Raw genomic sequence first — 22,380 nt, 5'->3', positions numbered from 1 at the left:
CGGTCGGAGCGGGTGGCGCATCACAGGGTCCTGGGGGAAAGCGGGCAGGCTGGCACGGGGCGGCCTGCGCCGACATGGTAATCATTGCAATTTCACGCCGCCAGCGAGACCCATTCAGCGGACCGTACGGTAGGCCTTGGGCTTTCCCGTGCGCTGGTTTAAGATCAGCGTAGAACCCTGACTGGAACAAGGTGGCCCGCGCCCAGCGCCGGCCGAGCGTGTGACATGAGCACTACGACCGCCCACTGTTGACCTGCCCCCGAAGGCCCTGTGTTCCAGGCGCCCTCGCGGCGCTTTTTTATTGCCCGGGCGCCGCCCCGGGAACGCTTTCCAGCCCGCCCAGCGGGCCCCGCACGAAGCCACTGCGATGATCAACATTACTCTTCCCGACGGCAGCCGCCGCGAATTCGAAAACCCCGTCAGCGTCATGCAGGTCGCCCAGTCGATCGGCGCCGGCCTGGCCAAGGCCACCATCGCCGGTGCCGTGGATGGCGTGCTGGTCGATGCCAGCGACGTCATCGACCACGATGCCAGCCTGCGCATCATCACCGCCAAGGACGAGGAGGGCGTGGAAATCATCCGCCACTCCTGCGCCCACCTGGTCGGCCACGCCGTGAAGCAGCTGTACCCTGACGTGAAGATGGTGATCGGCCCGGTGATCGCCGAGGGCTTCTACTACGACATCTACTCCGAGCGCCCGTTCACCCCGGACGACATGGCGGCGATCGAGAAGCGCATGGGTGAACTGATCGCCCAGGACTACGACGTCATCAAGAAGGTGACGCCGCGCGCCGAAGTGATCGAGATCTTCAAGGCCCGTGGCGAGGACTACAAGCTGCGCCTGATCGAGGACATGTCCGACGACATCCAGGCGATGGGCATGTATTACCACCAGGAATACGTGGACATGTGCCGCGGCCCGCACGTGCCGAACACGCGCTTCCTGAAGGCCTTCAAGCTGACCCGCATCTCCGGCGCCTACTGGCGCGGCGACGCGCAGAACGAGCAGCTGCAGCGTATCTACGGCACCGCCTGGGCTGACAAGAAGCAGCTCGAGGCGTACATCAAGCGCATCGAAGAAGCTGAAATGCGCGACCACCGTCGCATCGGCAAGCAGCAGGACCTGTTCCACCTGCAGGAAGAGGCCCCGGGCCTGGTGTTCTGGCACCCCAAGGGCTGGGCGCTGTGGCAGGTGGTCGAGCAGTACATGCGCAAGGTCTACCGCAACAGCGGCTATGGCGAAGTGCGCTGCCCGCAGATCCTGGACGTGAGCCTGTGGAAGAAGTCCGGCCATTGGGACAACTACCAGGACAACATGTTCTTCACCGAGTCGGAGAAGCGCACTTACGCGGTCAAGCCGATGAACTGCCCGGGCCACATCCAGGTGTTCAACCAGGGCCTGCACAGCTACCGCGACCTGCCGATCCGCTACGGTGAATTCGGTTCCTGCCATCGCAACGAGCCGTCCGGCGCGCTGCACGGCATCCTGCGCGTGCGTGGTTTCACCCAGGACGACGGCCACGTGTTCTGCACGGAAAGCCAGATCGAGTCGGAAGTGACTGCCTTCCACCAGCAGGCGCTGGCGGTCTACCAGCACTTCGGCTTCGACGAAATCCAGATCAAGATCGCCTTGCGTCCGGAATCGCGCCTGGGTGACGACGCCACCTGGGACAAGGCCGAGGGCGCGCTGCGCTCGGCGCTGTCCGCCTGTGGCGTGGAATGGCAGGAGCTGCCGGGCGAGGGCGCCTTCTACGGCCCGAAGATCGAGTACCACCTGAAGGACGCCATCGGCCGTACCTGGCAGCTGGGCACCATGCAGGTCGACTTCATGATGCCGGGCCGCCTTGGCGCCGAGTACGTGGACGAGAACAGCCAGAAGAAGCACCCGGTCATGCTGCACCGCGCCATCGTCGGCTCGATGGAGCGCTTCCTGGGCATCCTGATCGAGCACCATGCCGGCCAGTTCCCGGCCTGGCTGGCGCCGACCCAGGTGGTGGTGGCCAACATCACCGACGCCCAGGCCGACTACGTCTCGGGCGTGACCAAAACCCTTGCGGAGCAAGGCTTCCGCGTCAGCTCGGATTTGCGTAACGAGAAGATCGGCTATAAAATCCGCGAGCATACGTTGCAGCGCGTGCCCTACCTGCTGGTCATTGGTGACCGCGAGAAGGAAAATGGGGCTGTGGCGGTGCGTACGCGTTCTGGCGAAGACCTGGGCAGCATGAGCCTGCAGGCCTTCATCGAGCGGCTCCACGCCGAGGGCGCGTAAGCAAAGGTCCGGTCCGGGCGCACAGGCACCCGGACCGGTTCGATACCCTTGGGAGAACGTAATATCAGCACCCCTGACAACAAACAGAACCGCAAGAATCAGGAAATCCGTGTGCCGCGCGTCCGCGTGATCGGCAGTGACGGAGAAATGATCGGCGTGTTGTCGCGCGACGAAGCGCTGTCCATGGCCGAAGATGAAGGCCTGGACCTGGTCGAAATCCAGCCGCAGGCCGATCCGCCGGTCTGCAAGATCATGGACTTCGGCAAGTTCAAGTTCGAAGCGCAGAAGAAGGCCAGCGAGGCCAAGAAGAAGACCAAGCAGGTCGAGATCAAGGAAGTGAAGTTCCGTCCGGTCACGGACGAGGGCGACTACCAGATCAAGCTGCGCAAGATGCGCGGGTTCCTCGAAGATGGTGACAAGATCAAGGTCAACATCCGCTTCCGTGGCCGTGAAATGAGCCACCAGGAACTGGGCCGTGAAATGGCCAACCGGATCGAGACCGATCTGGGCGAGGACATCGTCATTGAATCCCGTCCGCGCCTGGAAGGGCGTCAGATGGTCATGATGATCGCGCCGAAGAAGAAGACCTGAGGCCTGACGGGCCGCCTTTCGGGGCGCCTGGCTGAATGGTTCAGGGTAGAGGGGCGCCATTGGCGTCCCTTTGCTTTTGCAGGAAGCCGGTGAATTGCCGGCGAAAGGGTTGCAGGGGCTGGTGGCAGGGCGGTTTTGCCTGTATCATGCCCGGCTCGACCCACCCAGGACGGGTCGTACGCCGATCATGGCAGGACGGAAAGAGCGGCCCAGGCCGCCGCCAGATCAGTCAGAAACCAGGGTCATATCCCATCAAGGACATTGCAATGCCCAAGATCAAGACCAACCGGGCAGCGGCCAAGCGTTTCCGCAAGACCGCCTCGGGCAAGTACAAGTGCGGCCACGCCAACCGTAGCCACATCCTCACGAAGAAAGCGACCAAGCGTAAGCGTAATCTGCGTCAGACGGGCCATGTCCGTGCAGAAGACGCAGGCCGTCTGGACCGCATGCTCCCTTACCTCTGAGGAACTGAAAAATGGCACGAGTTAAGCGTGGCGTACAGGCGCGTCGCCGCCACAAGAAGATTCTGGATCTCGCCAAGGGCTATTACAACGCCCGTCGCAAGGTCTTCCGCGTCGCCAAGCAGGCGGTCATCAAGGCACAGCAGTACGCCTACATCGGCCGTAAGCAGAAGAAGCGCAACTTCCGTTCGCTGTGGATCACCCGTATCAATGCGGCTGCCCGCATCAACGGCCTGAGCTACAGCCGCTTCATGAACGGTCTGCTGAAGGCCGGCATCACCCTGGACCGCAAGGTCCTGGCTGATATCGCCGTGCACGACGCAGCCGGTTTTGCTGCGCTGGCCGAAAAGGCCAAGGGCGCGCTGGCGGCATAAGTCCTTCCCGATGCCGTAACCGTTCACTCGGAACGGTGTCAGGTCAAGGCAATGCATGGGGAAGGGCGCAAGTCCTTCCCCATTCTTTTTTGGGTCCCGGCGAGGCCATGGCGGCAGCGCGGGGACGGCGGTGGCGACAGGGGTCGGCCCTTCGCGCATCGCGATGGCAGATCGACTGGAGTTCCGGCCCCCCATGAGCGACATCCAATCCCTCACCACCCAGGCGCTGGCCGATGTGGCCGCCGCACAGAGCCCCGACGTGCTGGAGCAGCTGCGCGTGGCCCTGCTTGGCAAGAGTGGCAGCATCACCTCGCAGCTCAAGCAGCTCGGCGCCCTGCCGGCCGACGAGCGCAAGGCCGCCGGTGAAGCGATCAACCAGGCCCGCGACGCGCTGACCCGCGCGCTGGGCGAGCGCAAGGCGCTGCTGGAAGACGCGGCACTCGATGCGCGCCTGGCCGCCGAATCCATCGACATCACCCTGCCGGGCCGCAATGGCGACCGTGCCGGCCTGCATCCGATCACCCGCACCCTGGAGCGCATCACCGGCATCTTCGGCCGGCTGGGCTATGAGCTGTCGGAAGGGCCGGAGATCGAGGATGACTGGCACAACTTCGAGGCGCTGAACTTCCCGCCGCACCACCCGGCGCGCGCCATGCACGACACCTTCTACTTCGGTGACGGCCGCCTGCTGCGCACGCATACCTCCGGTGTGCAGGTGCGCTACATGGGCGACCACGCGCCGCCGCTGCGCATGATCGCCGCCGGCAAGGTGTACCGCAGCGACAGCGACCAGACCCATTCGCCGATGTTCCATCAGGTGGAAGGCCTGCTGGTGGACGAGCATTCGACCTTCGCCGACCTGAAGGGCACGCTGGCCGAGTTCGTGCGTGCGTTCTTCGAGCGCGACTTCGAGATGCGCTTCCGCCCCAGCTACTTCCCGTTCGTTGAACCGGGTGCGGAAGTGGACATCGCCTGGCAGCAGCCCGATGGCAGCACCCGCTGGCTGGAAGTGCTCGGCTGCGGCATGGTCCATCCGAACGTGCTGCGCAACGTCGGCATCGATCCGGAGCGCTACACCGGCTTCGCCTTCGGCATGGGCGTGGAGCGCTTTGCGATGCTGCGCTACGGCGTCAACGACCTGCGCGCGTTCTTCGAGAACGACGTGCGGTTCCTGAAACAGTTCGCGTAAGCGCCAGTCCGCAGCGTCGAGCTTGCTCGACTGCTTCTAAATTCGCAGGCCCAGGCGCATGCGCCGGGCCCACCAGGGTGACACCATGAAATTCTCCGAAAACTGGCTGCGCAGCCACGTCCCGACCTCCGCCTCGCGCGATGAACTGAGCGCAGTGCTGACCGCCATCGGCCTGGAAGTGGAAGAAGTGACCGCGCTGGGCGAAGACCTCGAACAGGTGGTCGTGGCACGCATCGTTGAAGCCGTGCGCCATCCGGAAGCCGACCGCCTGCAGGTGTGCAGGGTCGATGCCGGGCAGGGCGAGCTGCTGCAGATCGTCTGCGGTGCGCCGAACGCGCGCCCGGGCCTGGTCGCGCCGCTGGCCATGGTCGGTGCGCAGATCGGCGAGCTGAAGATCAAGCCGGCCAAGCTGCGCGGCGTCGAGTCCAACGGCATGCTGTGCTCGGCCAAGGAACTGGGCCTGGACAACGATGCTTCCGGCCTGCTGGAACTGCCGGACGACGCTCCGGTCGGCCAGACCCTGGTCGAGTACCTGGGCCTGCCGGACGCCAGCATCGAGATCAAGCTGACCCCGAACCGCGCCGACTGCTTCAGCCTGCGCGGCATCGCCTACGACGTCGCCGCCGCCACCCGCAGCGAAGTGCTGGACTTCGCGGCCGACGCCATTGCGGCTGTCGGCAGCCGTGAGCTGGCCATCCAGCTCGACGCCGGCGCTGAAGCGCCGCGTTACCTGGGCCGCGTCATCGAAGGCGTCAACGCCGCTGCCAAGACCCCGCTGTGGATGGCCGAGCGCCTGCGCCGCAGCGGTGTGCGTCCGGTCTCGCTGCTGGTCGACATCACCCAGTACGTGATGCTGGAACTGGGCCAGCCGATGCACGCCTACGATCTCGGCACCCTGCAGGGCAGCATCGCCGTGCGCCGTTCGCGCGCGGGCGAGACGCTGAAGCTGCTGGACGGCCGCGATGCTGCGCTGGACGACAGCTTCCTGGTGATCACCGACGCTGATCGTGCGGTCGGCCTGGCCGGCCTGATGGGCGGCTTCGACACCCGTGTCACCGACGCCACCACCGCCGTGTTCCTGGAAGCCGCGCACTTTGCGCCGGCCGCGATCATGGGCCGTGGCCGCAAGCTGGGCCTGCACACCGATGCTGGCCACCGCTTCGAGCGCGGCGTCGATCCGGCGCTGCCGCGCACCGCGATCGAGTACGCCACCCGCCTGGTGCTGGACCTGGCTGGCGGTACCCCGGCGCCGGTCACCGAGGCCGTGCGTGAAGCCGATCTGCCGCAGCCGGCAACCATCGTGCTGCGCCGCGCCCGCATCACCCGCGTGCTCGGCATCACCATCGACGATGCTGAAGTCGAGCGCATCCTGCGCGCGCTGGGCATGGACGTGATCGCCACCGCCGACGGTTGGCAGGTCACGGCGCCAAGCCGCCGCTTCGATATCGCCATCGAAGAGGACCTGATCGAAGAACTGGCCCGTATCCACGGTTACGAGCAGATCCCGACCACGCTGCCGGGCGGTGCCTCACGTGTGGCGATGCCGAGCGAGACGCAGCTGGATGCACTGAGCGTGCGTCGCCAGCTGATCGCCCGTGACCAGCAGGAAACCGTCAATTTCGCCTTCGTCGACGACGCACTGCTGACCCAGTGGCAGCTGCGCGACGGCCTGGTGCCGCTGGCCAACCCGCTGTCGGCCGAACTGGCGGTGATGCGCCCGTCGCTGCTGCCGGGCCTGGTCGCCACGTTGGGCCGCAACGCTGCCCGCCAGTTGGGCCGCGTGCGCCTGTTTGAGCTCGGCCGCGTGTTCGCCCAGCAGGCCGGAGACGGCCAGCCGGCGCCGCTGGAAACCCCGCGCGTGGCCGCTGCGGTCTGCGGCGAGGCGCAGGCGGTGCAGTGGGGCCTGCCGACCCGCAAGGTCGACTTCCATGACCTGAAGGGCGATCTGGAATCGCTGGCGGCCGCCAGTGGCGCGCAGCTGGAGTTCCGTCCGTCGGCCCGCGCCTACGGCCACCCGGCGCGTTCGGCCGAGGTGCTCCGCGATGGCGTATCGATCGGCTGGATCGGCCAGATCCACCCGCGCCTGACCAGGGCGATGGACATCGAAGCCGACGTCTACGCCTTTGAACTGGACCTGGAGCCGCTGACCGCCCGTCGCCTGCCGCGTGCAGGCGAGCTGTCGCGCTTCCCGGCGGTGCGTCGTGACCTGGCGTTCCTGGTGCCTGAACAGGTGGCCTGGGCCGATCTGGCGGCCACCGTCCGCCAGGCCGCCGGCCCGCTGCTGCGTGACCTGAACCTGTTCGACCGCTATGTCGGACAGGGCGTCGAGCCGGGATTCAAGAGTCTCGCTATGGGCTTGATTTTGCAGGACAAGTCGCGCACTCTGACGGACCGCGACGTGGATGCGGTGGTGGCCGAGGCGGTCACTGCCATCGAGCGTGAACACCACGCCCGGATCCGCGGCTGAGCGGGCAGCACTCGGGGGTAGCAGGCAATGGCATTGACCAAGGCGGAGATGGCGGAAAAGCTGTTCGACGAAGTCGGTCTGAACAAGCGGGAAGCCAAGGAATTCGTCGACGCGTTTTTCGATGTGCTGCGTGAAGCATTGGAACAGGGACGTCAGGTGAAGCTGTCGGGCTTCGGTAATTTCGATCTGCGGCGCAAGAACCAGCGCCCGGGTCGCAACCCCAAGACCGGCGAGGAAATTCCGATTTCCGCCCGTACGGTGGTCACCTTCCGTCCGGGCCAGAAGCTCAAGGAGAGGGTGGAAGCTTATGCTGGATCCGGGCAGTAACCGCGAACTACCGCCGATCCCGGCCAAGCGCTACTTCACCATCGGTGAAGTCAGCGAGCTGTGCGACGTCAAGCCGCACGTGCTGCGCTACTGGGAAACCGAGTTTCCCAGCCTTGAGCCGGCCAAGCGCCGAGGCAACCGCCGCTACTACCAGCGCCATGACGTGCTGATGGTGCGGCAGATCCGCAGCCTGCTGTACGAACAGGGCTACACCATCGGTGGTGCACGCCTGCGTCTGGATGGTCCCGATGCCCGCGAGGAATCGGCGCTGAGCAACCAGATCATCAAGCAGGTGCGCATGGAGCTGGAAGAAGTGCTGCAGTTGTTGCGCCGCTGATCCCATTTCCATCGTAATCCGCTATACTTCACGGCCCGCCGCACTGGCGGGCACATCGCAGCATCAGTCGGGGCGTAGCGCAGCCTGGTAGCGCATCTGCCTGGGGGGCAGAGGGTCGTCGGTTCGAATCCGGCCGTCCCGACCACTGTGATGAATCAAGAAGCCTGCGCAGCAATGCGTGGGCTTTTTTGTGGGTACGTTGCTGATGTGAACAAGGACGTGAAGATGAGTCTCTTGGATGCTGTGAGCACCTGCTGGCCGCCCGGAGTTGACGGGTGTGTTGCCTGGTGGGATGCCTGGGCAGTTGCAACGGCAGCGGTCGCGCTACTGGTGGCTATCGTTGGAGTTCTGGTTGCTGGCGTATCTGCTTTTGCCGTATGGAAGCTCGGTCGTGAAGCCAACGGGGTTGCCAAGGCGGCACAGGCACTGGCGCAGATGACGCAGGAAATGGAGAGTGCGGAGCGCAAGCGCGAGGCAAGAGTCATCAAGGACTATCTACGAGGCGAAATTGAAGCCGCTGCCGCCCAAGCCAAGACGCTGGTGGAAATGTTCCAGCACATCGGGATGAATGAGCTGATCCATTCCAGAAAGCGAAGGGATCAGCTTCGCCAGCAGTACCAGTTGATCGATCTGGAGCTGGCGCAGGCAACCGTGGGCAGGCTGCACCGCCTCGACGGCATCGAGGCTGGCTATATAGCCAAGGCGTTGGGTATGCATGGACGCATCCGCGCGTTCGCCATGGTTACATGGGAAATGGAGCTTGATGAACACTCCGCATCAGGCGTAATCAAGACCCTTGAGTTGGATGCCCAATCCCTCGCAGACAACCTCTATCACTTTGCAACGGCCTGCAAGGCGCAGGGCCGCTAGCGCTGAACCAATGGCTCGATGCCGTCTGCGCGTGCGTCTTGCGTCAGAGTCGGGTTCACTCCCTACCTTGAGAGCTGCTCTGCGCTTGCGAAGCGATAGATGAGTTCCGGATCGCCCTCGTCCAGCCCATGCACGATGCCACTGCCCACGAAGCCGTGGGCAGTGAGCAGGCGTTGCATGCTGATGTTGGAGGCATTGGTCGAGGTGAACAGCTTGCCGCCACCACGCTGCGCGATTGCGTGCCGCAGCAGCATGGCGCCGATGCCCTGGCTGCGCCGTTCGCGCGCCACCATCAGCATTTCAATGAAGGCTTCGCCGAAGAAGTGGTGATGGGTGACCACGTAGCCAACGACCCTGCCGTCCTGCTCGGCGACCTGCACGCCGCCGTGCGCCAGCCAGTCGCCAATCTGCATGATTCGCCGTGGATCAGTGGCTGCCACACTGTCGAGCGCGATCAAGGCATCTTCGTCCTGCGGAATGCCGTCGCGCAGGTGCGGGGAAGAGGACGTCCGGTTCATCGCGTGCGCAGCTTCAGCAACAGGCCGCCACCCGACACAAAGCAGGCGAGCAGGACGGCGATCGACAGCGGCAGGTCGAATTCGTTGCGGCCGAGCAGGGCAAACGCCAGATGGATCAGCGCCGTGCCAATGCCGAGCACGCCACACACCAGTGCATAGCCGCGCGCCGTCGATGTGCCCAGCAGGGTCTGGCGATAGCCCCAAAGCACTAGGCCGACTGCGAACAGGTTGAACAGCAGGAAGCCCTGGATGCCACCGGGGACATGGAACAAGGCCCATTCCTGCCAGAACGCAGCGTCGATCTGATGCAGGATCAACGCCAGCAGCGTCGCCAGATACCATCGTTCCATGTCGTGCTCCCTGCCATGCGGGCCATAGTCTATCGGCTCCGCCTTGCACGCACGCCTACTCGTTGCAGCCAGCGCGTGCTCGGCAGTCAATACACCCGGAACTCGGCCCGGCAGCCATCGCTGACCCACACGCCACGGCGGTCCCAGCCCCAGTTGCGGTCCTCGATGCAGGTCGTCACCGATTTCTGCTTGACCAGCCGTACCTCATGGCGCACGCGAACGCGGCACTCCTTGTCCTTGTTCTCGTAGGACTCGCAGACCAGGCGTTCGCCCTCGTTGTCGCGATCACGGCCACGACCACGGCCATGCCCCGGCCAGCGGCCATGTTCGTCGGCGACGAACTCGGCGCGGCAGCCGTCGGTCACCCACAGCATGCGCCGGCTCTGGCCCCAGTTCTGGTCTTCCACGCAACGGGTCACCGACAGCTGCCTGGCCAGGCGCATGGGGCCTTCGATCGGGCATTGCGCGGTCTTGTTGAACTGCGATTCGCAGCGCAGCGCCGGAATGTGATCGGTGTCGTAGTCCTGGGCGGCCACGGTGGTGGCGGCCAGCAGCAGGGCAAGGGAGGTGCCGGTGATCGTCAGCAGCAGGCGATGGGTCATGTGCAGGCTCGGGTTGGGGCGGGCGGCAAGAATGGCCCAGTCCGAGGCTGCCGGAACGCTTCGTTCCGGAGATGGCTCAGTGGCGGTTTAGTAGTACGCGCGGGCCCATGCAGAGGCTTACATCCCGTATCATCGCTGCACATCCGATCGCATCGGTTTACACCCTCTTACATGTCTCCCACGCCGGTCGGCACAGCCTGTGGCTGTTGTCACTGGCATGCGGCCGGCCCGTGGAGGAGGATGCGCGGACCACGACGACCACAGGGGGTTGCGTTGATCAGCAGTACCGTCATTCATCGCTCGGCCGACGCAGGTGGCGCCGAGGTGCGGGTCCTGGACACTACGTTCAAGGGCAAGCATGTGTTCATTGCCTGGGGCCTTCGCGGGCCGGAACTGACCCGCAGCGCGGACCCGGCTGCCACCGTGGCTGCGCGCAAGGCATTGCATGCCGTGGCCGGGCACAGTGAAGGGCCGCGCAGCCCGGAAGTGTTCATCGCCAACCAGTCAGCGGTGGCGATCACGGTCTATCGCCTGCTTACCGAAGCGCGCTCCGGCGATGCCATCTTCTTCCTGTGCGATTCACAGGCGGTGGTCGAGTGGCTGATCACCGCGCTGGAAGTGCAGGGCGCGGATTGATTCCGCGTTCCGGCGCGCATTGATTCACGCCAGCGCCGCGTCCACGGCGGCCCGCGCATGCAGTGCAGTGGTATCGAACAGCGGCACTGCGCTGTCCTCCGGCCGTACCAGCAGCATGATCTCGGTACAGCCGAGGATGATGGCCTCGGCACCGCGCGCCACCAGTCTCGCGATCACGCCGGCGTAGACCTGTCGTGAGTGCTCGCTGACCACACCGGCGATCAGTTCCTGGTAGATGATGTCGTGCACGCTGCGGCGATCATCGGCTTCGGGGACCAGCACCTCCAATCCGAAACGATCCTGCAGCCGGCCGCGGTAGAAGTCCTGCTCCATGGTGAAGGCGGTGCCGAGCAGGCCCACCTTGCGTGCGCCTGCCTGCACGATGGCCTGGGCGGTGGGGTCGGCGATGTGCAGCAGTGGCAGTGGGCAGGCCGCCTCGATGCGGTCGGCCAGCGTGTGCATTGTGTTGGTGCAGACCAGCAGCAGATCGGCACCACCGGCCTGCAGGCGTCGTGCGGCCTCAACCATGTGGTCGCCCAGTGCATCCCAGTCGCCGTCGTGCTGCAGCTGCTTGATCGGGGCGAAGTCCACCGACCACAGCAGCAGCTGTGCCGAATGTGCGCCACCGAGGCGCTGCCGCACGTCCTCGTTGATGAGCCGGTAGTACTGGGCCGAGCTTTCCCAGCTCATGCCACCGATCAGGCCAAGGGTCTTCATGCGCAGCTCCATGCCGGGGAGCCGTCATTGCAGCACAGATGGTGCCCGGTTGCCGATGGCGGCGATCTGTAACCACCATATACACGCTGTGCTGTATGTGCCGCGCGTTGCAGGCGCACCCTATGCTGATAGGGTCTTCTGAAGTGGATGTGCGCTATGGCCCTGCATACCTGGTGGTGGTTCCTCGCCACGGTGTTCGTTCTGTGTGGTACGCCGGGGCCGAACATGCTGCATATCCTCGGCCGCAGCGTCGGGCTCGGCTTCCGCGGCAGTGTGCCGGCGATGGCCGGCTGCCTGCTGGCGATGCTGCTGGTGCTGGCGGCCTCCGCAGCCGGCCTGAGTGCGCTGCTGCATTCCTCGCCGATGCTGTTCGAGGTGCTGCGTTATCTGGGCGTGGCCTATCTGGCCTGGTTGGGCCTGAAGGCATGGCGTGACAGTTGCCGGCCGGCACCACCGGTAACGGTCGATGCCGCGCTGCCGGTTGTGGCGTCGCTGGGCGCGTGGAAGGTATTCCGTGGCGGTCTTCTGGTGGGCCTGAGCAATCCCAAGCTGCTGCTGTTCGCGGCGGCGTTCCTGCCGCAGTTCGTCGACCCGTCACGCGGCCAGGCGCTGCAGTACAGCGTGCTGGTGGCGACCTTCGCCGCGTGCGAACTGTTCTGGTACGTGATGTACGCAGCCGGTGGCCATGGCCTGCGCCGCTGGCTGGCCAAGCCGTTTGCGCGACGCTGGTTCGAGCGGCTGGTGGGCAGCGTGTTCCTGGCGTTTGCCGTCGCGCTGCTGCGCTTCCGTCCGCGCTGATTCACGCCGCGCACGCGGCCTGTTCACGACTGCCGCATCGGCTACGGCCTAGCCTGATCATCCAGTACGCAGTCCCCGCGGGGAAAGGTTTGACATGATCAAGTGGGCCATCATCTTCGCCATCATCGGCGTCATTGCGGGCGTGCTCGGCTTCGGCGGCATTGCCGGTGCCGCGGTCGGCATCGCCAAGTTCCTGTTCTGGGCCGGCATCATCATCGCCGTGGTGCTGTTCCTGCTCGGCATGACCGTAGCGAAGAAGGTCAGCTAGCGTGTGGCGCGCAGCAGCGTACTCAGTGTGCGCTGCTGCGCGAGAACAGATTGATCACCAGTACGCCGGCGCAGATCAGGCCGATGCCGATCAACGCCGGTGCATCCAGACGCTGTTTGAATATCACCAGTCCGATCAACGAGATCAGCACGATGCCGACGCCGGACCAGATTGCGTAGGCAATGCCGGTCGGGATCGACTTCATGGTCATCGACAGCAGGTAGAAGCACAGCCCGTAGCCAACCAGTGCGCCCAGTGTCGGCGCCAGCCGGCTCATGCCGTCGGACGCCTTCAGCAGTGATGTGGCAATCACTTCCAGCACGATGGCAGCGGCAAGGTAGAGGTAGGGATTCATCGAGCGCTCCAGCTCACTGCGGGTCGCACAGTTTCAGGGCCTGTTCGGCCATGGCCAATGCGTTGGCACGTTCTTCCTCGTCCAGCGGACGTCCATAGGCCGTGGCCCAGTAGCCGTCGGCAGCGCAGCGCGCCGCATACAGTCGGGGATCGTTGGCTTCGCCGGCGAACTCGGCCAGCATCGCACGCTTCCAGGTACGCCAATGCGCGAGCAGGGCCGGTTCCATCAGGTTGCCCAGGGTCAGGCCGATGTCGTTGTCCTGTTCCTGCTGCAGCAGATGCTCGAAATTGGCCTGCACATAGGCGCGGCTGAAACGGCCATGGCCTTCGGGGTTGTCCTGCAGCAGGGCACGTACCCGCGTTTCGAACTCGCCGATGAGTGCGCCGATGGCTTCATCCACCAGTACCTGCTTGCTGCTGAAATGATGGAACAGCGCACCCTTGCTGACACCGGCGGCCTGCGCGACGTCCTGCACGGTCAGCGCGGCCAGGCCATTACGACCGATCACTTCAATGGTGGCCTGCAGCAGTGACTGGCGCACGCTGTCGGGCGCCTTGCGGCGCGAACGGGAGGGGGATGCGGACATGGCGGGAAGAAACCGACTGGACGGTACGATTGTAACGCAGGCCCGCCGCGCTACCGCGTGCTGCCGGCCAAGGCCGGCAGCGGAACCGTCATGCGTCGATGCGGGCGAAACGCGGTTGCGGTCCGTGCTCGCCGGGCACCTGCTCGACGAACATGGCGTACGGGCGTACCCACAGGCCACCTTCGCCATACAGCGCGCGGTACAGCACCATCGGCTGCAGGGTCTCGCTGCTGCGGACGATGTCGAGCACTTCGTACTCGCCGCCCTTGAAGTGGCGGTAGCGGCCCGGGGCCAGGGCGGGTAGCGGACTCAGCTCAGCCATGGTGGGCGCGACTCACTTGCGCGCCGGGCTGGCCGGCTTTGCGCAGTAGGCATCGATGGCCTCGGCGGTATTGGCCAGGCCCTGTGCCTGCGCTAGTTCCCACGGGCGCTCGCAACGCTGGCTGTGCTCGCACCACTGATAGCCGGCCGAACCGATGCAGCCATGCGCATCGCGATCACCGCCGACCACCGGCGTGGCCGGCGACGTGGCTGCCGCTTCGGCGTGCGTGGGTGCCTTGTCTGGGCTGGCACAGGCGGCCAGGACCAGCAGGGCTGGAATCAGAAGAAGGGATTTCATCGGCGAAGCTCCGTGCCTAAAGCAACAGTGTCGGCCGCAGGAAAAACGGCAGCAAGTGCTCAGTGCAGGGCGGCGCGGATCAGTTCCTCGATCAGCACCAGATAGCTGGCCACGAAATAGAACTTCAGCAGCGTCCAACGCTGCTGCGAGAAGAAGGTGCGCATGTGGAAGGGGCCCCTGTTGATGACGGTAGTGTGAAGCTCTGCCAACTCCGTGACAAGGGTCACGAAAGGGATTCACTAAACGGCCTCAGGGATGTGAGGGCGGCGCGGTCTGACAGTGTGGCGCGGCATTTTCGTACAAATCTGATGGGCCATCCCGGAGGCGCTCGCTAGCCTGATGGTGTACCGGCACTCAGGGCCTTCCGCTGCCGGCGTGCCTTCATTCCGCAGGAGTCTTCCAATGGTCATTACCGTTCAATGCAACGCCCGGCACTGGTCCGTGCTGGATCCGCAGGCACATGACGCCACCCGTTATGCACGGGGCGCCGAGGCCTTCGATGTCGCCGCGGCGCGGGCCCTGGAACACCATCGCCGTACCGGCCAGCGCAGCACGGTACGGGTCGAGGCGCTCGGCAATTCCGTGGACGCACTCCACGTCGGAGGTTGACGCCATCGGCCGGGGCCGCAGTCAGCCACGGTTGAGTTGTTTGAATGGGGAAAAAACCGCCGTGGGGCGCCCCCCTGTGCGCCGCGCCACGAATCCCGGATGCTTGCGCCATCGTATTCATCCGGAGATTCCGATGGGCAAGGCACTCACCTGGCGCACCCTGGCCTGCACGCTGCTGCCGATGCTGGCCGCCGCAGGCGGCGCGCAGGCGCAGAGCTATGGCTACGGTTATGACGATGATCGCTATGGCGGTCGTGATGGCGGCGGCATCGTACGCTGCGAATCGATCAAGAACCGCAGCAATGAATGCCGCCTGGAAGGCCGTGCCCGGATGATCCGCCAGTTGTCGGGTTCGCCGTGTGTCGAGGGTGAGACCTGGGGGCAATCCCGCTACGGGGTCTGGGTCACCCAGGGCTGTCGTGCCGAGTTCGTTGGCGAGTACCGCCGCGGCGGTGGCTGGGGTGGTGGCCATGGCAACGGCTGGGGCAATGGCGGCAATGGCTGGGGTGGGGGAGAGGTGATCACCTGCCATTCCAACGGCCACCGCCAGGAGTATTGCGATGCCCGCATCCGTCGTGGTGTGCGCCTGGTCCGCCAGGATTCACGCAGCGCCTGCATCGAGGGCCAGACCTGGGGCTGGGACCGCCGTGGCATCTGGGTCAGCGACGGCTGCCGGGCGCAGTTCCAGGTGAATTGAGCGCGCCCCTCGAAAATCAGAATAATCTGATACAGCTCACATTTTGAACGTCGTATCTTCTGCGATCAGGGCACCTCTGCGTGCCCCTGATCCGTCGCGATGAAGTCTGCCGTAACCGGCACGCCCGTCCCGCCACCGTCGATACGCTGCCTCAAGGAGTGAGCTGCATGTTGATCCGCCTGCAATGCGAGCAACGCCAATGGCGCGTGCTGCACCCGGACCGGCCGGAACCGATCGAGTTCCGCGATGGTGCCCGGGCCTACGATTTCGCTGAAACCCTTGCACGCCTCCACTTTGTCGACACCGGGCAGCGCGCTGCGGTGCGAGTGGAGGCCAGCGGCGCGTTCGTGGAAGCGGTCAGCTACGGCTGAGGGCTGAGGCTCCGGGCCAGATCCTGTTTCCGGAGCCCGCTATCCACGCATGGCGTGGCTCTACTTCGAATCTGCTTCCACGCATGGCGTGGATCGACCCCTGTTCCGCAGTAGATCCACGCCATGCGTGGATCCACTGGGTCGTGGCCGGCCTCAGCCTGCCGCGCTGAGCGGCGGGGTGCCTGCGGCCAGCTGCGGCCAGCGCTTGAGCACCGCCGCGCGGATGCCCGCGGCATCGATACCGGCTTCGGCCAGCAGGTCCTCACGGCTGGCGTGATGCTGGTAACTGTCGGGCAGGCCCAGGTGCAGGATCGGGCGCAGCACGTCTTCGGCATTGAGCAGCTCACCGACGCCGGAGCCGGCGCCACCGGCCACCACGTTGTCTTCGATCGTCACCAGGCCCTCGTGCTGGGCGGCGACAGCCAGCACCAGCTCGCGGTCCAGCGGCTTGATGAAGCGCATGTTGACCACGCTCAGGCCCAGTTCGCGGCCGACCTGCTCAGCGGCGGCCACGGTGCTGCCGAAGGCGAGCAGTGCGATGCGGCTGCCCTGCAGGCGCAGCTCGCCCTTGCCGATCGGCAGGGTGGACAGGTCGGTGCCGGCAGCCACGCCGGTGCCGGTGCCGCGCGGATAGCGCACCGCCGCCGGGCCCGGGTGCTGCAGGCCGGTGCTGAGCATCTGCCGGCACTCGGCCTCGTTGGACGGTGCCATCACCACCAGGTTCGGCACGCAGCGCAGGAAGCTCAGGTCGAGGTTGCCGGCGTGGGTCGCGCCGTCCGGGCCGACCACGCCGGCGCGGTCGATCGCGAACAGCACGTCCAGGTCCTGAATGGCCACGTCATGCACCAGCTGGTCGTACGCGCGCTGCAGGAAGGTCGAGTAGATCGCCACCACCGGCTTGCCACCCTGGGTGGCCATGCCGGCGGCGAGGGTGACCGCGTGCTGTTCGGCAATTGCCACGTCGAAATAGCGCTGCGGGTATTCCTTGCTGAAACGCACCAGGCCGGAGCCTTCGCGCATCGCCGGGGTGATGCCGTACAGGCGTGGCTCGGCGGCGGCGGCATCGCACAGCCAGTCGCTGAACACATCGGTGTAGGTCGGCTTCTTGGCACCGGCCTTGGCCACCAGGCCCTTGTCCGGATCGAACGGGCCGACGGCGTGGTAACCGATCTGGTCGCCTTCGGCCGGCTCGTAGCCCTTGCCCTTGGTGGTCATCACGTGCAGCAGCTTCGGGCCCTTGGAAGCGCGCAGTGTCTTCAGCGTGGACAGCAGGGCGGGCATGTCGTGGCCGTCGATCGGGCCGGTGTAGTGGAAGCCCATTTCCTCGAACATCGTGGACGGCACGAACATGCCCTTCCAGTGTTCTTCCCAGCGCTTCACGAAGCGCGCCGGGTTGTTCTTCTTGTCACCGAGGATCTTCTTGCCACCCTCGCGCAGCGCGTTGAGCGTGCGGCTGCCGGTGGCACGGCCGAGCATCTTGGTCAGGCCGCCGACCGCCTCGGAAATCGACATGTTGTTGTCGTTGAGGATCACCAGCAGGTTCGGCTCCGGCTCCATGCCGCCGGCGTGCATCAGCGCTTCAAACGCCATGCCGGCAGTCATCGCGCCGTCACCGATCACCGCCACGACCTTGCGGTCGTCGCCTTCGGACTGGCGGGCGATGGCCATGCCGAGTGCTGCCGAGATCGAGGTGGAGGAGTGGCCGACGCCGAAGGTGTCGTATTCGCTCTCCTCGCGCTTCGGGAACGGCGCGACGCCGTCCTTCTGCTTGACGGTGTGGATCTCGTCGCGGCGCCCGGTCAGGATCTTGTGCGGGTAGGTCTGGTGACCGACGTCCCAGACCAGCTGGTCGACCGGAGTCTGGTACAGGTAGTGCAGGGCCACGGTGAGTTCGATCACGCCCAGGCCGGCGGCGAAGTGGCCACCGCTCTTGCCCACCGATTCGATGAGGTAGGCGCGCAGTTCGTCGGCAACCGCCGTCAACTCGGATTCGTCGAACGTGCGCAGGTCATCCGGCGTCTGGATGCGCGCGAGGCGGGGATAGCGGGCAGAGTCGATCATCATGTTCGCACTTGTTCTGAACGCCCATTTTCGCCCTCAAACGGGGGTGGGGCAAGCAAACGCCGCCGCCCGTGACAGGACGGTGAGGGTTGCATTTTCGGCCGTTCAGGTGCTCAGTTTTGAACGCTTCGGCAATTGCGCCTTCAGGAAGGCCATCTGGTCGGCCAGGATGTTGCGGTTGGACAGGATCAGGTGTTCGATCCAGCTGGGCCGGTAAGGCACGGCCAGCAATGGCATTCCGGCCTGCTGCGGGGTGCGGTCGCTCTTGCGCGAGTTGCAGTGGAAGCAGGCGGTGACCACGTTTTCCCAGCAGTCCAGGCCGCCCTTGGACAGTGGCATGACGTGGTCGCGGGTGAGCGTAGGGCGGTTGAACTGCTGGCCGCAGTACATGCACAGGTGGGCGTCGCGGGCGAACAGGGCCGGGTTGGTCAGGTTCGGCGTGGGGTCGATCGCGCGGGAGCGGGCATGGCCGCGCGCGGCGATGATCGGGTGCAGGTCCATGCCGCTCTGCAGGCCGCTGAAGCGGTTGGTGCCGCCGTGGATGTGCAGGCAGGGATCTCCCAGCGTCCAGGCCACCGCTTCGCGGGCGTAGAGGCACGCCGCGTCCTGCCAGGTGATCCAGTCCAGTACGCGTCCGTGGGCATCAAGCGAGAGCAGCCGGACCGAACCGGGGCGATGCAGCGTCGTGGCGTTGGGCGATGCTTCGGCGCCCGGAGCAGAAAACGGAGCTCCGGCTTCGATCAGACCCAAGCGTGTAGTGTCTGTCTCCATCGGGAGAACAGCTTATACCTGAATGTTGACGATTTGTGTATCGCCTGTCGGCGATACGCAAATCGTCAACATTCAGGTCCGCGCATTCCGCCTATTCCCCGCGCCTTCGGCGCGCCCCCTTTAACAAAAGGGGGCTTTTCTCCAGAGGGATCTCGGTGGTTTCCGTCCACGCATGGCGTGGATCTACGGCAGATCGCGGGGGACTGTCAGAGGCGGGGCGGTGTGGGTTGGCAGGACCGTTGGCGCCATGGATGGCGCCATCGAGCCCCCAAGGATGGGTTTACGGCGTGTCCTGCCAACCCACACCGCCCCGCCATCCACCGGGATGCACCTGTTGCTATTGCGGTTGCCGGCCAGCGGCCGGCACTACCGCGGGTGCCGGGCGGCAGCCCGGCTCAGGCGCCGAAGCGCTCGTCGTCCATCGCCATCAGCGGGGCGGCGCCGGCCTGGATCGCGGCGGCGTGGCTGAGCGTGCGCGGCAGCACACGGGCGAAGTAGAAGCGAGCGGTTTCGCGCTTGCCCTGGGCGAAGGCGGCACCGTGCGCGCTGGCGTCGGCGGCGGCCACGCTGCGGGCCCACCAGTAGGCCAGCACCACGTAACCCGAATAGAACAGGTAGTCGTAGCTGGCTGCGCCCAGTTCGTCCGGATTGCCGGCCGCGCGCTGCAGCACGTCGATGGTCAGCTTGCCCCATTCGGCGGCCTTGGCGCGCAGCGGGGTGATGAACTCGGCCAGCGCCTCGTTGCCTTCGTGTTCCTTGGCGAAGGCTTCGATCTCGGCCAGCATCAGCTTCAGGCCGGCGCCCTGGCTGGACGCGGTCTTGCGGCCGATCAGGTCCAGTGCCTGGATGCCGGTGGTGCCTTCATACAGCGTGGTGATGCGGGCATCGCGGGCCAGCTGTTCCATGCCGTGTTCGCGGATATAGCCGTGGCCACCGAAGCACTGCAGGGCGTTGTAGGTGTTCTCGATGCCCCATTCGGTCTGGCAGGCCTTGGAGATCGGGGTCAGGAAGCTCACCAGGGTGTCGGCGCGCTCGCGCTCGGCGGCATCCTCGGCATGGTGGGCGACGTCGATCAGGGTAGCGGCGTGCAGGGCCAGCAGGCGGCTGCCTTCGACCAGCGACTTCACCGTCAGCAGCATGCGGCGCACATCCGGGTGGACCAGGATCGGGTCGGCCGGCTTGTCCGGGAACTTGGCGCCGCTCAGGGCGCGCGACTGCAGGCGTTCACGGCTGTACTTCAGTGCGTTCTGGTAGGCGCGCTCGGACAGGCCGATGCCCTGCAGGCCGACGCCCAGGCGCGCGGTGTTCATCATGGTGAACATGGCCTGCAGGCCCTTGTGCGGCTGGCCGACCAGGTAACCCTGCGCACCGTCGAAGTTCATCACGCAGGTGACCGAACCCTTGATGCCCATCTTGTGCTCGATCGAGCCGCAGCGCAGTGCGTTGCGCTCGCCGACGTTGCCTTCACGGTCGACCTTGAACTTGGGGGTGACGAACAGCGAGATGCCCTTGGCGCCCGGAGGGGCGTCGGGCAGCTTGGCCAGCACCAGGTGCACGATGTTTTCGGTCAGGTCGTGCTCGCCGGCGGTGATGAAGATCTTGGTGCCGGTGATCGAGTAGCTGCCATCGGCATTCGGCTCGGCCTTGGTCTTGAGCAGGCCCAGGTCGGTACCGCAGTGCGGCTCGGTCAGGCACATCGTGCCGGTCCAGCGGCCTTCGATCAGCGGCTTGAGGAAGGCGTCGTGCTGCCAGGCCTCGCCGTGCTGCTTCAGTGCTTCGATGGCGCCGTGCGAAAGCAGCGGGAAGTTGCCCCAGGCCAGGTTGGCGGCGTTGATCATTTCGTTGAGCGGCACGCCCAGGGTGTGCGGCAGGCCCTGGCCACCCAGCTCCGGCGAGGCGGTCAGGCCGGTCCAGCCGCCATCGACGAACTGGTCGTAGGCCTGCTTGAAGCCGGGCGGGGTGGTCACTTCACCGGTGGCCTGGTCGAGCACGCAGCCGATTTCGTCGCCGACGCTGTTGAGCGGGGCCAGCACGGTGGCGCTGAAGCGGCCGGCTTCTTCCAGCACGGCATCGACCACGTCGGCGGTGGCATCGGTGAAGCCCAGGCGGGCGAACAGGGGCTCGACCTTGAGCACGTCGTGCAGGGCGAAACGGAGGTCGGAAAGCGGGGCGGTGTAGCTGCTCATCGGTACGTCTCGATTTGATCAGGGACAGGGGGAGCGGCGCCGGGCGCCGCGGCGGAATGCGGGAGTCAGCGCAGCACGCCCGGCAGGCCCGGGGCCTGGTTGAGGGTGCTGCGGCTGCTGATGTCGAAGCTGCGCTGCTTCTTTTCCTGCGGCGTGGCCGCCACCGTTCCCTTCAGGCCATAGGCCAGGGTGCGGTTGCTGGCCAGCGCATCGGCCACCACCAGGCGTGCGGCCGAGCTGGGCACCAGGTCGACCTGGATGACATCGGCCGAGGTGCCGCCGATGGAGATGCCCGGCTTGGCCTGCAGGGTGCCGGCGTCGCTGTCGCCGACGGTCAGCGAAAGCGCGACGTCATCGAAGGTCATGGGCATGGAGCTGTAGTTCTGCAGGCGCAGGGCCACGGTCCAGTTGCCGTCGGCGCGCACGGTCAGCTGTTGCAGGCTGGCCGCCGGTTCCGAAACACGCTTGACGATGCCGTTGTTGCAGGCAACAAGGGCGAGGGTGCACAGGACGATCAAGGTGATACGGAAACGGTGGAGCATGGGCGCAGGTCCTCTGGAGGGGTGCGTTGGATAAGCATACTACGGCGTATGGTCGTTTGGATCGCCTGTGGCGACCCGTCGCAGAGGGTAGCGCGTGAAGATGGCGGCCGGGCGTGCGTGGCGCCGGATCGGGCGCGTGTGGTGCGCCGAATGCGGGGCGGTTCAGTCGGCGGGCGTGTCGCGCAGCGGGGCCATCAGGCGCAGTGGCTTGAGGTCGTAGCCCATGGCTTCGGCTTTTTCTTTCAGCTGTTCGAATCGGGCGCGATCCATTTCCGGCAGGCGCGAGAGGATCCACAGGTACTTTCGGTCCGGTTCACCGACCAACGCCCACTGATAGTCCGGGTCCAGGGCCAGGACCCAGTAGTCGGCCCAGACCAGTGGCACCCAGCTCAGCCAGTCCGGCACGAAGCGGACCTGCAACTGGCCGGGATGGCCGGCAACCGGGCGTGCCACGCCTTCAGCAACCACACGTTCCCCGTCGCCGTTGCGGCAGGCATTGGTGACACTGATGCGGCCATCGCGGCGCAGCCCGTAATTGGCGGTGATCTCGCCGACGCACTGCTTCTGGAACGACACCGGAAGATGCGCGATCTCGTGCCACTGGCCGGCATAGCGGTCGATGTCCAGCGTGTCGACTGCGCGCACCGGTTCGGCGGCGATCACCGGCAGGGCGGCCAGCAGCAGGCAGGCGAGCAGGGCGGGGCGCAGAGGCATCGGCAGGCTCCAGGCAGGAGTCTGGAGCGTAGGTGGCACGGCGCGCGCCGGTGTAAATGTTTCGTCAACCAGGCGGCGGTGGCCTGGCATGTATC

General features: G+C 65.7%; 28 protein-coding genes and 1 tRNA gene. 16 read left to right on the top strand and 13 right to left on the bottom strand.

The features are described from left to right. Window positions 1–367 precede the first annotated feature (367 nt). The 10 genes from thrS (at window position 368) to AC13GF_RS09915 (ending at window position 8,885) form a co-directional block, all read left to right on the top strand. The gene (thrS, locus tag AC13GF_RS09960; RefSeq protein ID WP_483004508.1) at window positions 368–2,269 is read left to right on the top strand and encodes a threonine--tRNA ligase; all 1,902 of its coding nucleotides are present in this window, start codon (window positions 368–370) and stop codon (window positions 2,267–2,269) included. Window positions 2,270–2,317: 48 nt separating this feature from the next. Beyond that, the gene (gene infC, locus AC13GF_RS09955; protein WP_005410437.1) at window positions 2,318–2,860 is read left to right on the top strand and encodes a translation initiation factor IF-3; all 543 of its coding nucleotides are present in this window, start codon (window positions 2,318–2,320) and stop codon (window positions 2,858–2,860) included. Window positions 2,861–3,126: 266 nt separating this feature from the next. Next, window positions 3,127–3,324 (top strand): 50S ribosomal protein L35, encoded by a 198-nt coding sequence (gene rpmI, locus AC13GF_RS09950; protein ID WP_005410436.1) that lies wholly within the window; start codon window positions 3,127–3,129, stop codon window positions 3,322–3,324. A gap of 11 nt (window positions 3,325–3,335) precedes the next feature. Next, window positions 3,336–3,695, top strand: coding sequence for a 50S ribosomal protein L20 (rplT, locus tag AC13GF_RS09945; protein WP_005410435.1), 360 nt, complete (start codon window positions 3,336–3,338; stop codon window positions 3,693–3,695). 193 nt (window positions 3,696–3,888) lie between these two features. After that, complete coding sequence (locus tag AC13GF_RS09940) at window positions 3,889–4,884, top strand: phenylalanine--tRNA ligase subunit alpha (protein WP_126929360.1); 996 nt, start codon at window positions 3,889–3,891, stop codon at window positions 4,882–4,884. Window positions 4,885–4,969: 85 nt separating this feature from the next. Continuing rightward, window positions 4,970–7,351 carry a phenylalanine--tRNA ligase subunit beta gene (gene pheT / locus AC13GF_RS09935; RefSeq protein WP_483004507.1) on the top strand — a complete coding sequence of 794 codons (2,382 nt, stop codon included), beginning with the start codon at window positions 4,970–4,972 and terminating at the stop codon, window positions 7,349–7,351. Between the two features lie 27 nt (window positions 7,352–7,378). After that, window positions 7,379–7,678, top strand: coding sequence for an integration host factor subunit alpha (locus AC13GF_RS09930; protein WP_005410432.1), 300 nt, complete (start codon window positions 7,379–7,381; stop codon window positions 7,676–7,678). Further along, entirely contained in the window at window positions 7,659–8,015 is a 357-nt protein-coding gene (locus AC13GF_RS09925; RefSeq protein WP_005410431.1) for a MerR family transcriptional regulator, read from the top strand. Before AC13GF_RS09930 ends, AC13GF_RS09925 begins: the two co-directional genes overlap by 20 nt. Window positions 8,016–8,083: 68 nt before the next feature. Beyond that, window positions 8,084–8,160, top strand: a tRNA-Pro gene (locus AC13GF_RS09920). A 5-nt stretch (window positions 8,161–8,165) separates the two neighbouring features. Then, on the top strand, window positions 8,166–8,885 hold the full coding sequence (locus AC13GF_RS09915; RefSeq protein ID WP_483004506.1) for a hypothetical protein: 720 nt from the start codon (window positions 8,166–8,168) through the stop codon (window positions 8,883–8,885). A gap of 62 nt (window positions 8,886–8,947) precedes the next feature. Here AC13GF_RS09915 and AC13GF_RS09910 read toward each other — a convergent pair whose 3' ends face one another. The 3 genes from AC13GF_RS09910 to AC13GF_RS09900 form a co-directional block, all read right to left on the bottom strand. After that, a complete protein-coding gene (locus AC13GF_RS09910) occupies window positions 8,948–9,403 on the bottom strand; it encodes a GNAT family N-acetyltransferase (protein WP_483004505.1) in 456 nt (151 codons plus the stop codon). Further along, window positions 9,400–9,753, bottom strand: coding sequence for a DUF6713 family protein (locus tag AC13GF_RS09905; RefSeq protein ID WP_483004504.1), 354 nt, complete (start codon window positions 9,751–9,753; stop codon window positions 9,400–9,402). Before AC13GF_RS09905 ends, AC13GF_RS09910 begins: the two co-directional genes overlap by 4 nt. 86 nt (window positions 9,754–9,839) lie before the next feature. Further along, the gene (locus tag AC13GF_RS09900; protein ID WP_483004503.1) at window positions 9,840–10,355 is read right to left on the bottom strand and encodes a DUF3011 domain-containing protein; all 516 of its coding nucleotides are present in this window, start codon (window positions 10,353–10,355) and stop codon (window positions 9,840–9,842) included. Window positions 10,356–10,595: 240 nt separating this feature from the next. Between AC13GF_RS09900 and AC13GF_RS09895 the strand changes: the two genes are divergently transcribed. Then, window positions 10,596–10,991: a hypothetical protein gene (locus tag AC13GF_RS09895; RefSeq protein ID WP_012511691.1), complete on the top strand. Its 396-nt coding sequence runs from the start codon at window positions 10,596–10,598 to the stop codon at window positions 10,989–10,991. A gap of 24 nt (window positions 10,992–11,015) precedes the next feature. Here AC13GF_RS09895 and AC13GF_RS09890 read toward each other — a convergent pair whose 3' ends face one another. Next, on the bottom strand, window positions 11,016–11,708 hold the full coding sequence (locus AC13GF_RS09890) for an aspartate/glutamate racemase family protein (RefSeq protein ID WP_060380206.1): 693 nt from the start codon (window positions 11,706–11,708) through the stop codon (window positions 11,016–11,018). A gap of 156 nt (window positions 11,709–11,864) precedes the next feature. Between AC13GF_RS09890 and AC13GF_RS09885 the strand changes: the two genes are divergently transcribed. Both AC13GF_RS09885 and AC13GF_RS09880 read left to right on the top strand, forming a co-directional pair. Then, window positions 11,865–12,506, top strand: coding sequence for a LysE family translocator (locus AC13GF_RS09885; RefSeq protein WP_483004502.1), 642 nt, complete (start codon window positions 11,865–11,867; stop codon window positions 12,504–12,506). Window positions 12,507–12,600: 94 nt separating this feature from the next. Next, complete coding sequence (locus tag AC13GF_RS09880) at window positions 12,601–12,774, top strand: DUF1328 domain-containing protein (protein ID WP_006380555.1); 174 nt, start codon at window positions 12,601–12,603, stop codon at window positions 12,772–12,774. Window positions 12,775–12,796: 22 nt separating this feature from the next. Here the strand turns inward: AC13GF_RS09880 and AC13GF_RS09875 are convergent, their stop codons facing one another. From AC13GF_RS09875 to AC13GF_RS09860, 4 genes are all read right to left on the bottom strand, one after another. Further along, window positions 12,797–13,129: an SMR family transporter gene (locus AC13GF_RS09875; RefSeq protein WP_483004501.1), complete on the bottom strand. Its 333-nt coding sequence runs from the start codon at window positions 13,127–13,129 to the stop codon at window positions 12,797–12,799. Window positions 13,130–13,142: 13 nt separating this feature from the next. Further along, the gene (locus tag AC13GF_RS09870) at window positions 13,143–13,715 is read right to left on the bottom strand and encodes a TetR/AcrR family transcriptional regulator (RefSeq protein ID WP_483004500.1); all 573 of its coding nucleotides are present in this window, start codon (window positions 13,713–13,715) and stop codon (window positions 13,143–13,145) included. 88 nt (window positions 13,716–13,803) lie between these two features. Continuing rightward, entirely contained in the window at window positions 13,804–14,037 is a 234-nt protein-coding gene (locus AC13GF_RS09865) for a DUF1653 domain-containing protein (RefSeq protein ID WP_483004499.1), read from the bottom strand. A 12-nt stretch (window positions 14,038–14,049) separates the two neighbouring features. Then, on the bottom strand, window positions 14,050–14,334 hold the full coding sequence (locus AC13GF_RS09860; RefSeq protein WP_049445791.1) for a hypothetical protein: 285 nt from the start codon (window positions 14,332–14,334) through the stop codon (window positions 14,050–14,052). Window positions 14,335–14,736: 402 nt separating this feature from the next. Between AC13GF_RS09860 and AC13GF_RS09855 the strand changes: the two genes are divergently transcribed. From AC13GF_RS09855 to AC13GF_RS09845, 3 genes are all read left to right on the top strand, one after another. Continuing rightward, window positions 14,737–14,943, top strand: a complete 207-nt coding sequence (locus AC13GF_RS09855; protein ID WP_088026625.1) for a hypothetical protein — start codon at window positions 14,737–14,739, stop codon at window positions 14,941–14,943. Window positions 14,944–15,076: 133 nt separating this feature from the next. Next, complete coding sequence (locus tag AC13GF_RS09850; protein WP_010486507.1) at window positions 15,077–15,640, top strand: DUF3011 domain-containing protein; 564 nt, start codon at window positions 15,077–15,079, stop codon at window positions 15,638–15,640. 167 nt (window positions 15,641–15,807) lie between these two features. Continuing rightward, window positions 15,808–16,011, top strand: a complete 204-nt coding sequence (locus AC13GF_RS09845; RefSeq protein ID WP_005417823.1) for a hypothetical protein — start codon at window positions 15,808–15,810, stop codon at window positions 16,009–16,011. A 153-nt stretch (window positions 16,012–16,164) separates the two neighbouring features. Here the strand turns inward: AC13GF_RS09845 and dxs are convergent, their stop codons facing one another. The 5 genes from dxs to AC13GF_RS09820 all read right to left on the bottom strand — a co-directional run bounded on the left by dxs (window position 16,165) and on the right by AC13GF_RS09820 (window position 22,285). Continuing rightward, a complete protein-coding gene (gene dxs, locus AC13GF_RS09840) occupies window positions 16,165–18,072 on the bottom strand; it encodes a 1-deoxy-D-xylulose-5-phosphate synthase (protein ID WP_088028425.1) in 1,908 nt (635 codons plus the stop codon). Window positions 18,073–18,177: 105 nt separating this feature from the next. Further along, a complete protein-coding gene (locus AC13GF_RS09835) occupies window positions 18,178–18,843 on the bottom strand; it encodes an HNH endonuclease (protein ID WP_019336875.1) in 666 nt (221 codons plus the stop codon). A gap of 395 nt (window positions 18,844–19,238) precedes the next feature. Next, window positions 19,239–21,029: an acyl-CoA dehydrogenase C-terminal domain-containing protein gene (locus tag AC13GF_RS09830; RefSeq protein ID WP_483004498.1), complete on the bottom strand. Its 1,791-nt coding sequence runs from the start codon at window positions 21,027–21,029 to the stop codon at window positions 19,239–19,241. Between the two features lie 65 nt (window positions 21,030–21,094). Further along, window positions 21,095–21,571, bottom strand: coding sequence for an LEA/WHy family protein (locus AC13GF_RS09825; protein WP_483004497.1), 477 nt, complete (start codon window positions 21,569–21,571; stop codon window positions 21,095–21,097). Window positions 21,572–21,733: 162 nt separating this feature from the next. Beyond that, window positions 21,734–22,285 carry a lipocalin family protein gene (locus tag AC13GF_RS09820; RefSeq protein WP_180874128.1) on the bottom strand — a complete coding sequence of 184 codons (552 nt, stop codon included), beginning with the start codon at window positions 22,283–22,285 and terminating at the stop codon, window positions 21,734–21,736. Window positions 22,286–22,380: the final 95 nt, after the last annotated feature.

This window comes from Stenotrophomonas sp. 22LJNL06-5-1 (genome assembly GCF_056861455.1).
This window is presented reverse-complemented; position numbering and strand designations above follow the sequence as displayed.

Excerpts from the sequence above, each read along its gene's own strand:
- AC13GF_RS09850 (WP_010486507.1), top strand. The coding sequence starts at position 15,077 with ATGGGCAAGGCACTCACCTGGCGCACCCTGGCCTGCACGCTGCTGCCG.
- AC13GF_RS09930 (WP_005410432.1), top strand. The coding sequence starts at position 7,379 with ATGGCATTGACCAAGGCGGAGATGGCGGAAAAGCTGTTCGACGAAGTC.
- AC13GF_RS09940 (WP_126929360.1), top strand. The coding sequence starts at position 3,889 with ATGAGCGACATCCAATCCCTCACCACCCAGGCGCTGGCCGATGTGGCC.
- AC13GF_RS09915 (WP_483004506.1), top strand. The coding sequence starts at position 8,166 with ATGAATCAAGAAGCCTGCGCAGCAATGCGTGGGCTTTTTTGTGGGTAC.
- pheT (WP_483004507.1), top strand. The coding sequence starts at position 4,970 with ATGAAATTCTCCGAAAACTGGCTGCGCAGCCACGTCCCGACCTCCGCC.
- AC13GF_RS09870 (WP_483004500.1), bottom strand. The coding sequence starts at position 13,715 with ATGTCCGCATCCCCCTCCCGTTCGCGCCGCAAGGCGCCCGACAGCGTG.
- AC13GF_RS09820 (WP_180874128.1), bottom strand. The coding sequence starts at position 22,285 with ATGCCTCTGCGCCCCGCCCTGCTCGCCTGCCTGCTGCTGGCCGCCCTG.
- AC13GF_RS09905 (WP_483004504.1), bottom strand. The coding sequence starts at position 9,753 with ATGGAACGATGGTATCTGGCGACGCTGCTGGCGTTGATCCTGCATCAG.
- AC13GF_RS09910 (WP_483004505.1), bottom strand. The coding sequence starts at position 9,403 with ATGAACCGGACGTCCTCTTCCCCGCACCTGCGCGACGGCATTCCGCAG.
- AC13GF_RS09875 (WP_483004501.1), bottom strand. The coding sequence starts at position 13,129 with ATGAATCCCTACCTCTACCTTGCCGCTGCCATCGTGCTGGAAGTGATT.
- AC13GF_RS09895 (WP_012511691.1), top strand. The coding sequence starts at position 10,596 with ATGCGCGGACCACGACGACCACAGGGGGTTGCGTTGATCAGCAGTACC.
- AC13GF_RS09900 (WP_483004503.1), bottom strand. The coding sequence starts at position 10,355 with ATGACCCATCGCCTGCTGCTGACGATCACCGGCACCTCCCTTGCCCTG.
- dxs (WP_088028425.1), bottom strand. The coding sequence starts at position 18,072 with ATGATCGACTCTGCCCGCTATCCCCGCCTCGCGCGCATCCAGACGCCG.
- AC13GF_RS09880 (WP_006380555.1), top strand. The coding sequence starts at position 12,601 with ATGATCAAGTGGGCCATCATCTTCGCCATCATCGGCGTCATTGCGGGC.
- AC13GF_RS09825 (WP_483004497.1), bottom strand. The coding sequence starts at position 21,571 with ATGCTCCACCGTTTCCGTATCACCTTGATCGTCCTGTGCACCCTCGCC.
- thrS (WP_483004508.1), top strand. The coding sequence starts at position 368 with ATGATCAACATTACTCTTCCCGACGGCAGCCGCCGCGAATTCGAAAAC.
- AC13GF_RS09865 (WP_483004499.1), bottom strand. The coding sequence starts at position 14,037 with ATGGCTGAGCTGAGTCCGCTACCCGCCCTGGCCCCGGGCCGCTACCGC.
- AC13GF_RS09845 (WP_005417823.1), top strand. The coding sequence starts at position 15,808 with ATGTTGATCCGCCTGCAATGCGAGCAACGCCAATGGCGCGTGCTGCAC.
- AC13GF_RS09925 (WP_005410431.1), top strand. The coding sequence starts at position 7,659 with ATGCTGGATCCGGGCAGTAACCGCGAACTACCGCCGATCCCGGCCAAG.
- rplT (WP_005410435.1), top strand. The coding sequence starts at position 3,336 with ATGGCACGAGTTAAGCGTGGCGTACAGGCGCGTCGCCGCCACAAGAAG.
- AC13GF_RS09830 (WP_483004498.1), bottom strand. The coding sequence starts at position 21,029 with ATGAGCAGCTACACCGCCCCGCTTTCCGACCTCCGTTTCGCCCTGCAC.
- AC13GF_RS09835 (WP_019336875.1), bottom strand. The coding sequence starts at position 18,843 with ATGGAGACAGACACTACACGCTTGGGTCTGATCGAAGCCGGAGCTCCG.
- AC13GF_RS09855 (WP_088026625.1), top strand. The coding sequence starts at position 14,737 with ATGGTCATTACCGTTCAATGCAACGCCCGGCACTGGTCCGTGCTGGAT.
- rpmI (WP_005410436.1), top strand. The coding sequence starts at position 3,127 with ATGCCCAAGATCAAGACCAACCGGGCAGCGGCCAAGCGTTTCCGCAAG.
- AC13GF_RS09860 (WP_049445791.1), bottom strand. The coding sequence starts at position 14,334 with ATGAAATCCCTTCTTCTGATTCCAGCCCTGCTGGTCCTGGCCGCCTGT.
- AC13GF_RS09890 (WP_060380206.1), bottom strand. The coding sequence starts at position 11,708 with ATGAAGACCCTTGGCCTGATCGGTGGCATGAGCTGGGAAAGCTCGGCC.
- AC13GF_RS09885 (WP_483004502.1), top strand. The coding sequence starts at position 11,865 with ATGGCCCTGCATACCTGGTGGTGGTTCCTCGCCACGGTGTTCGTTCTG.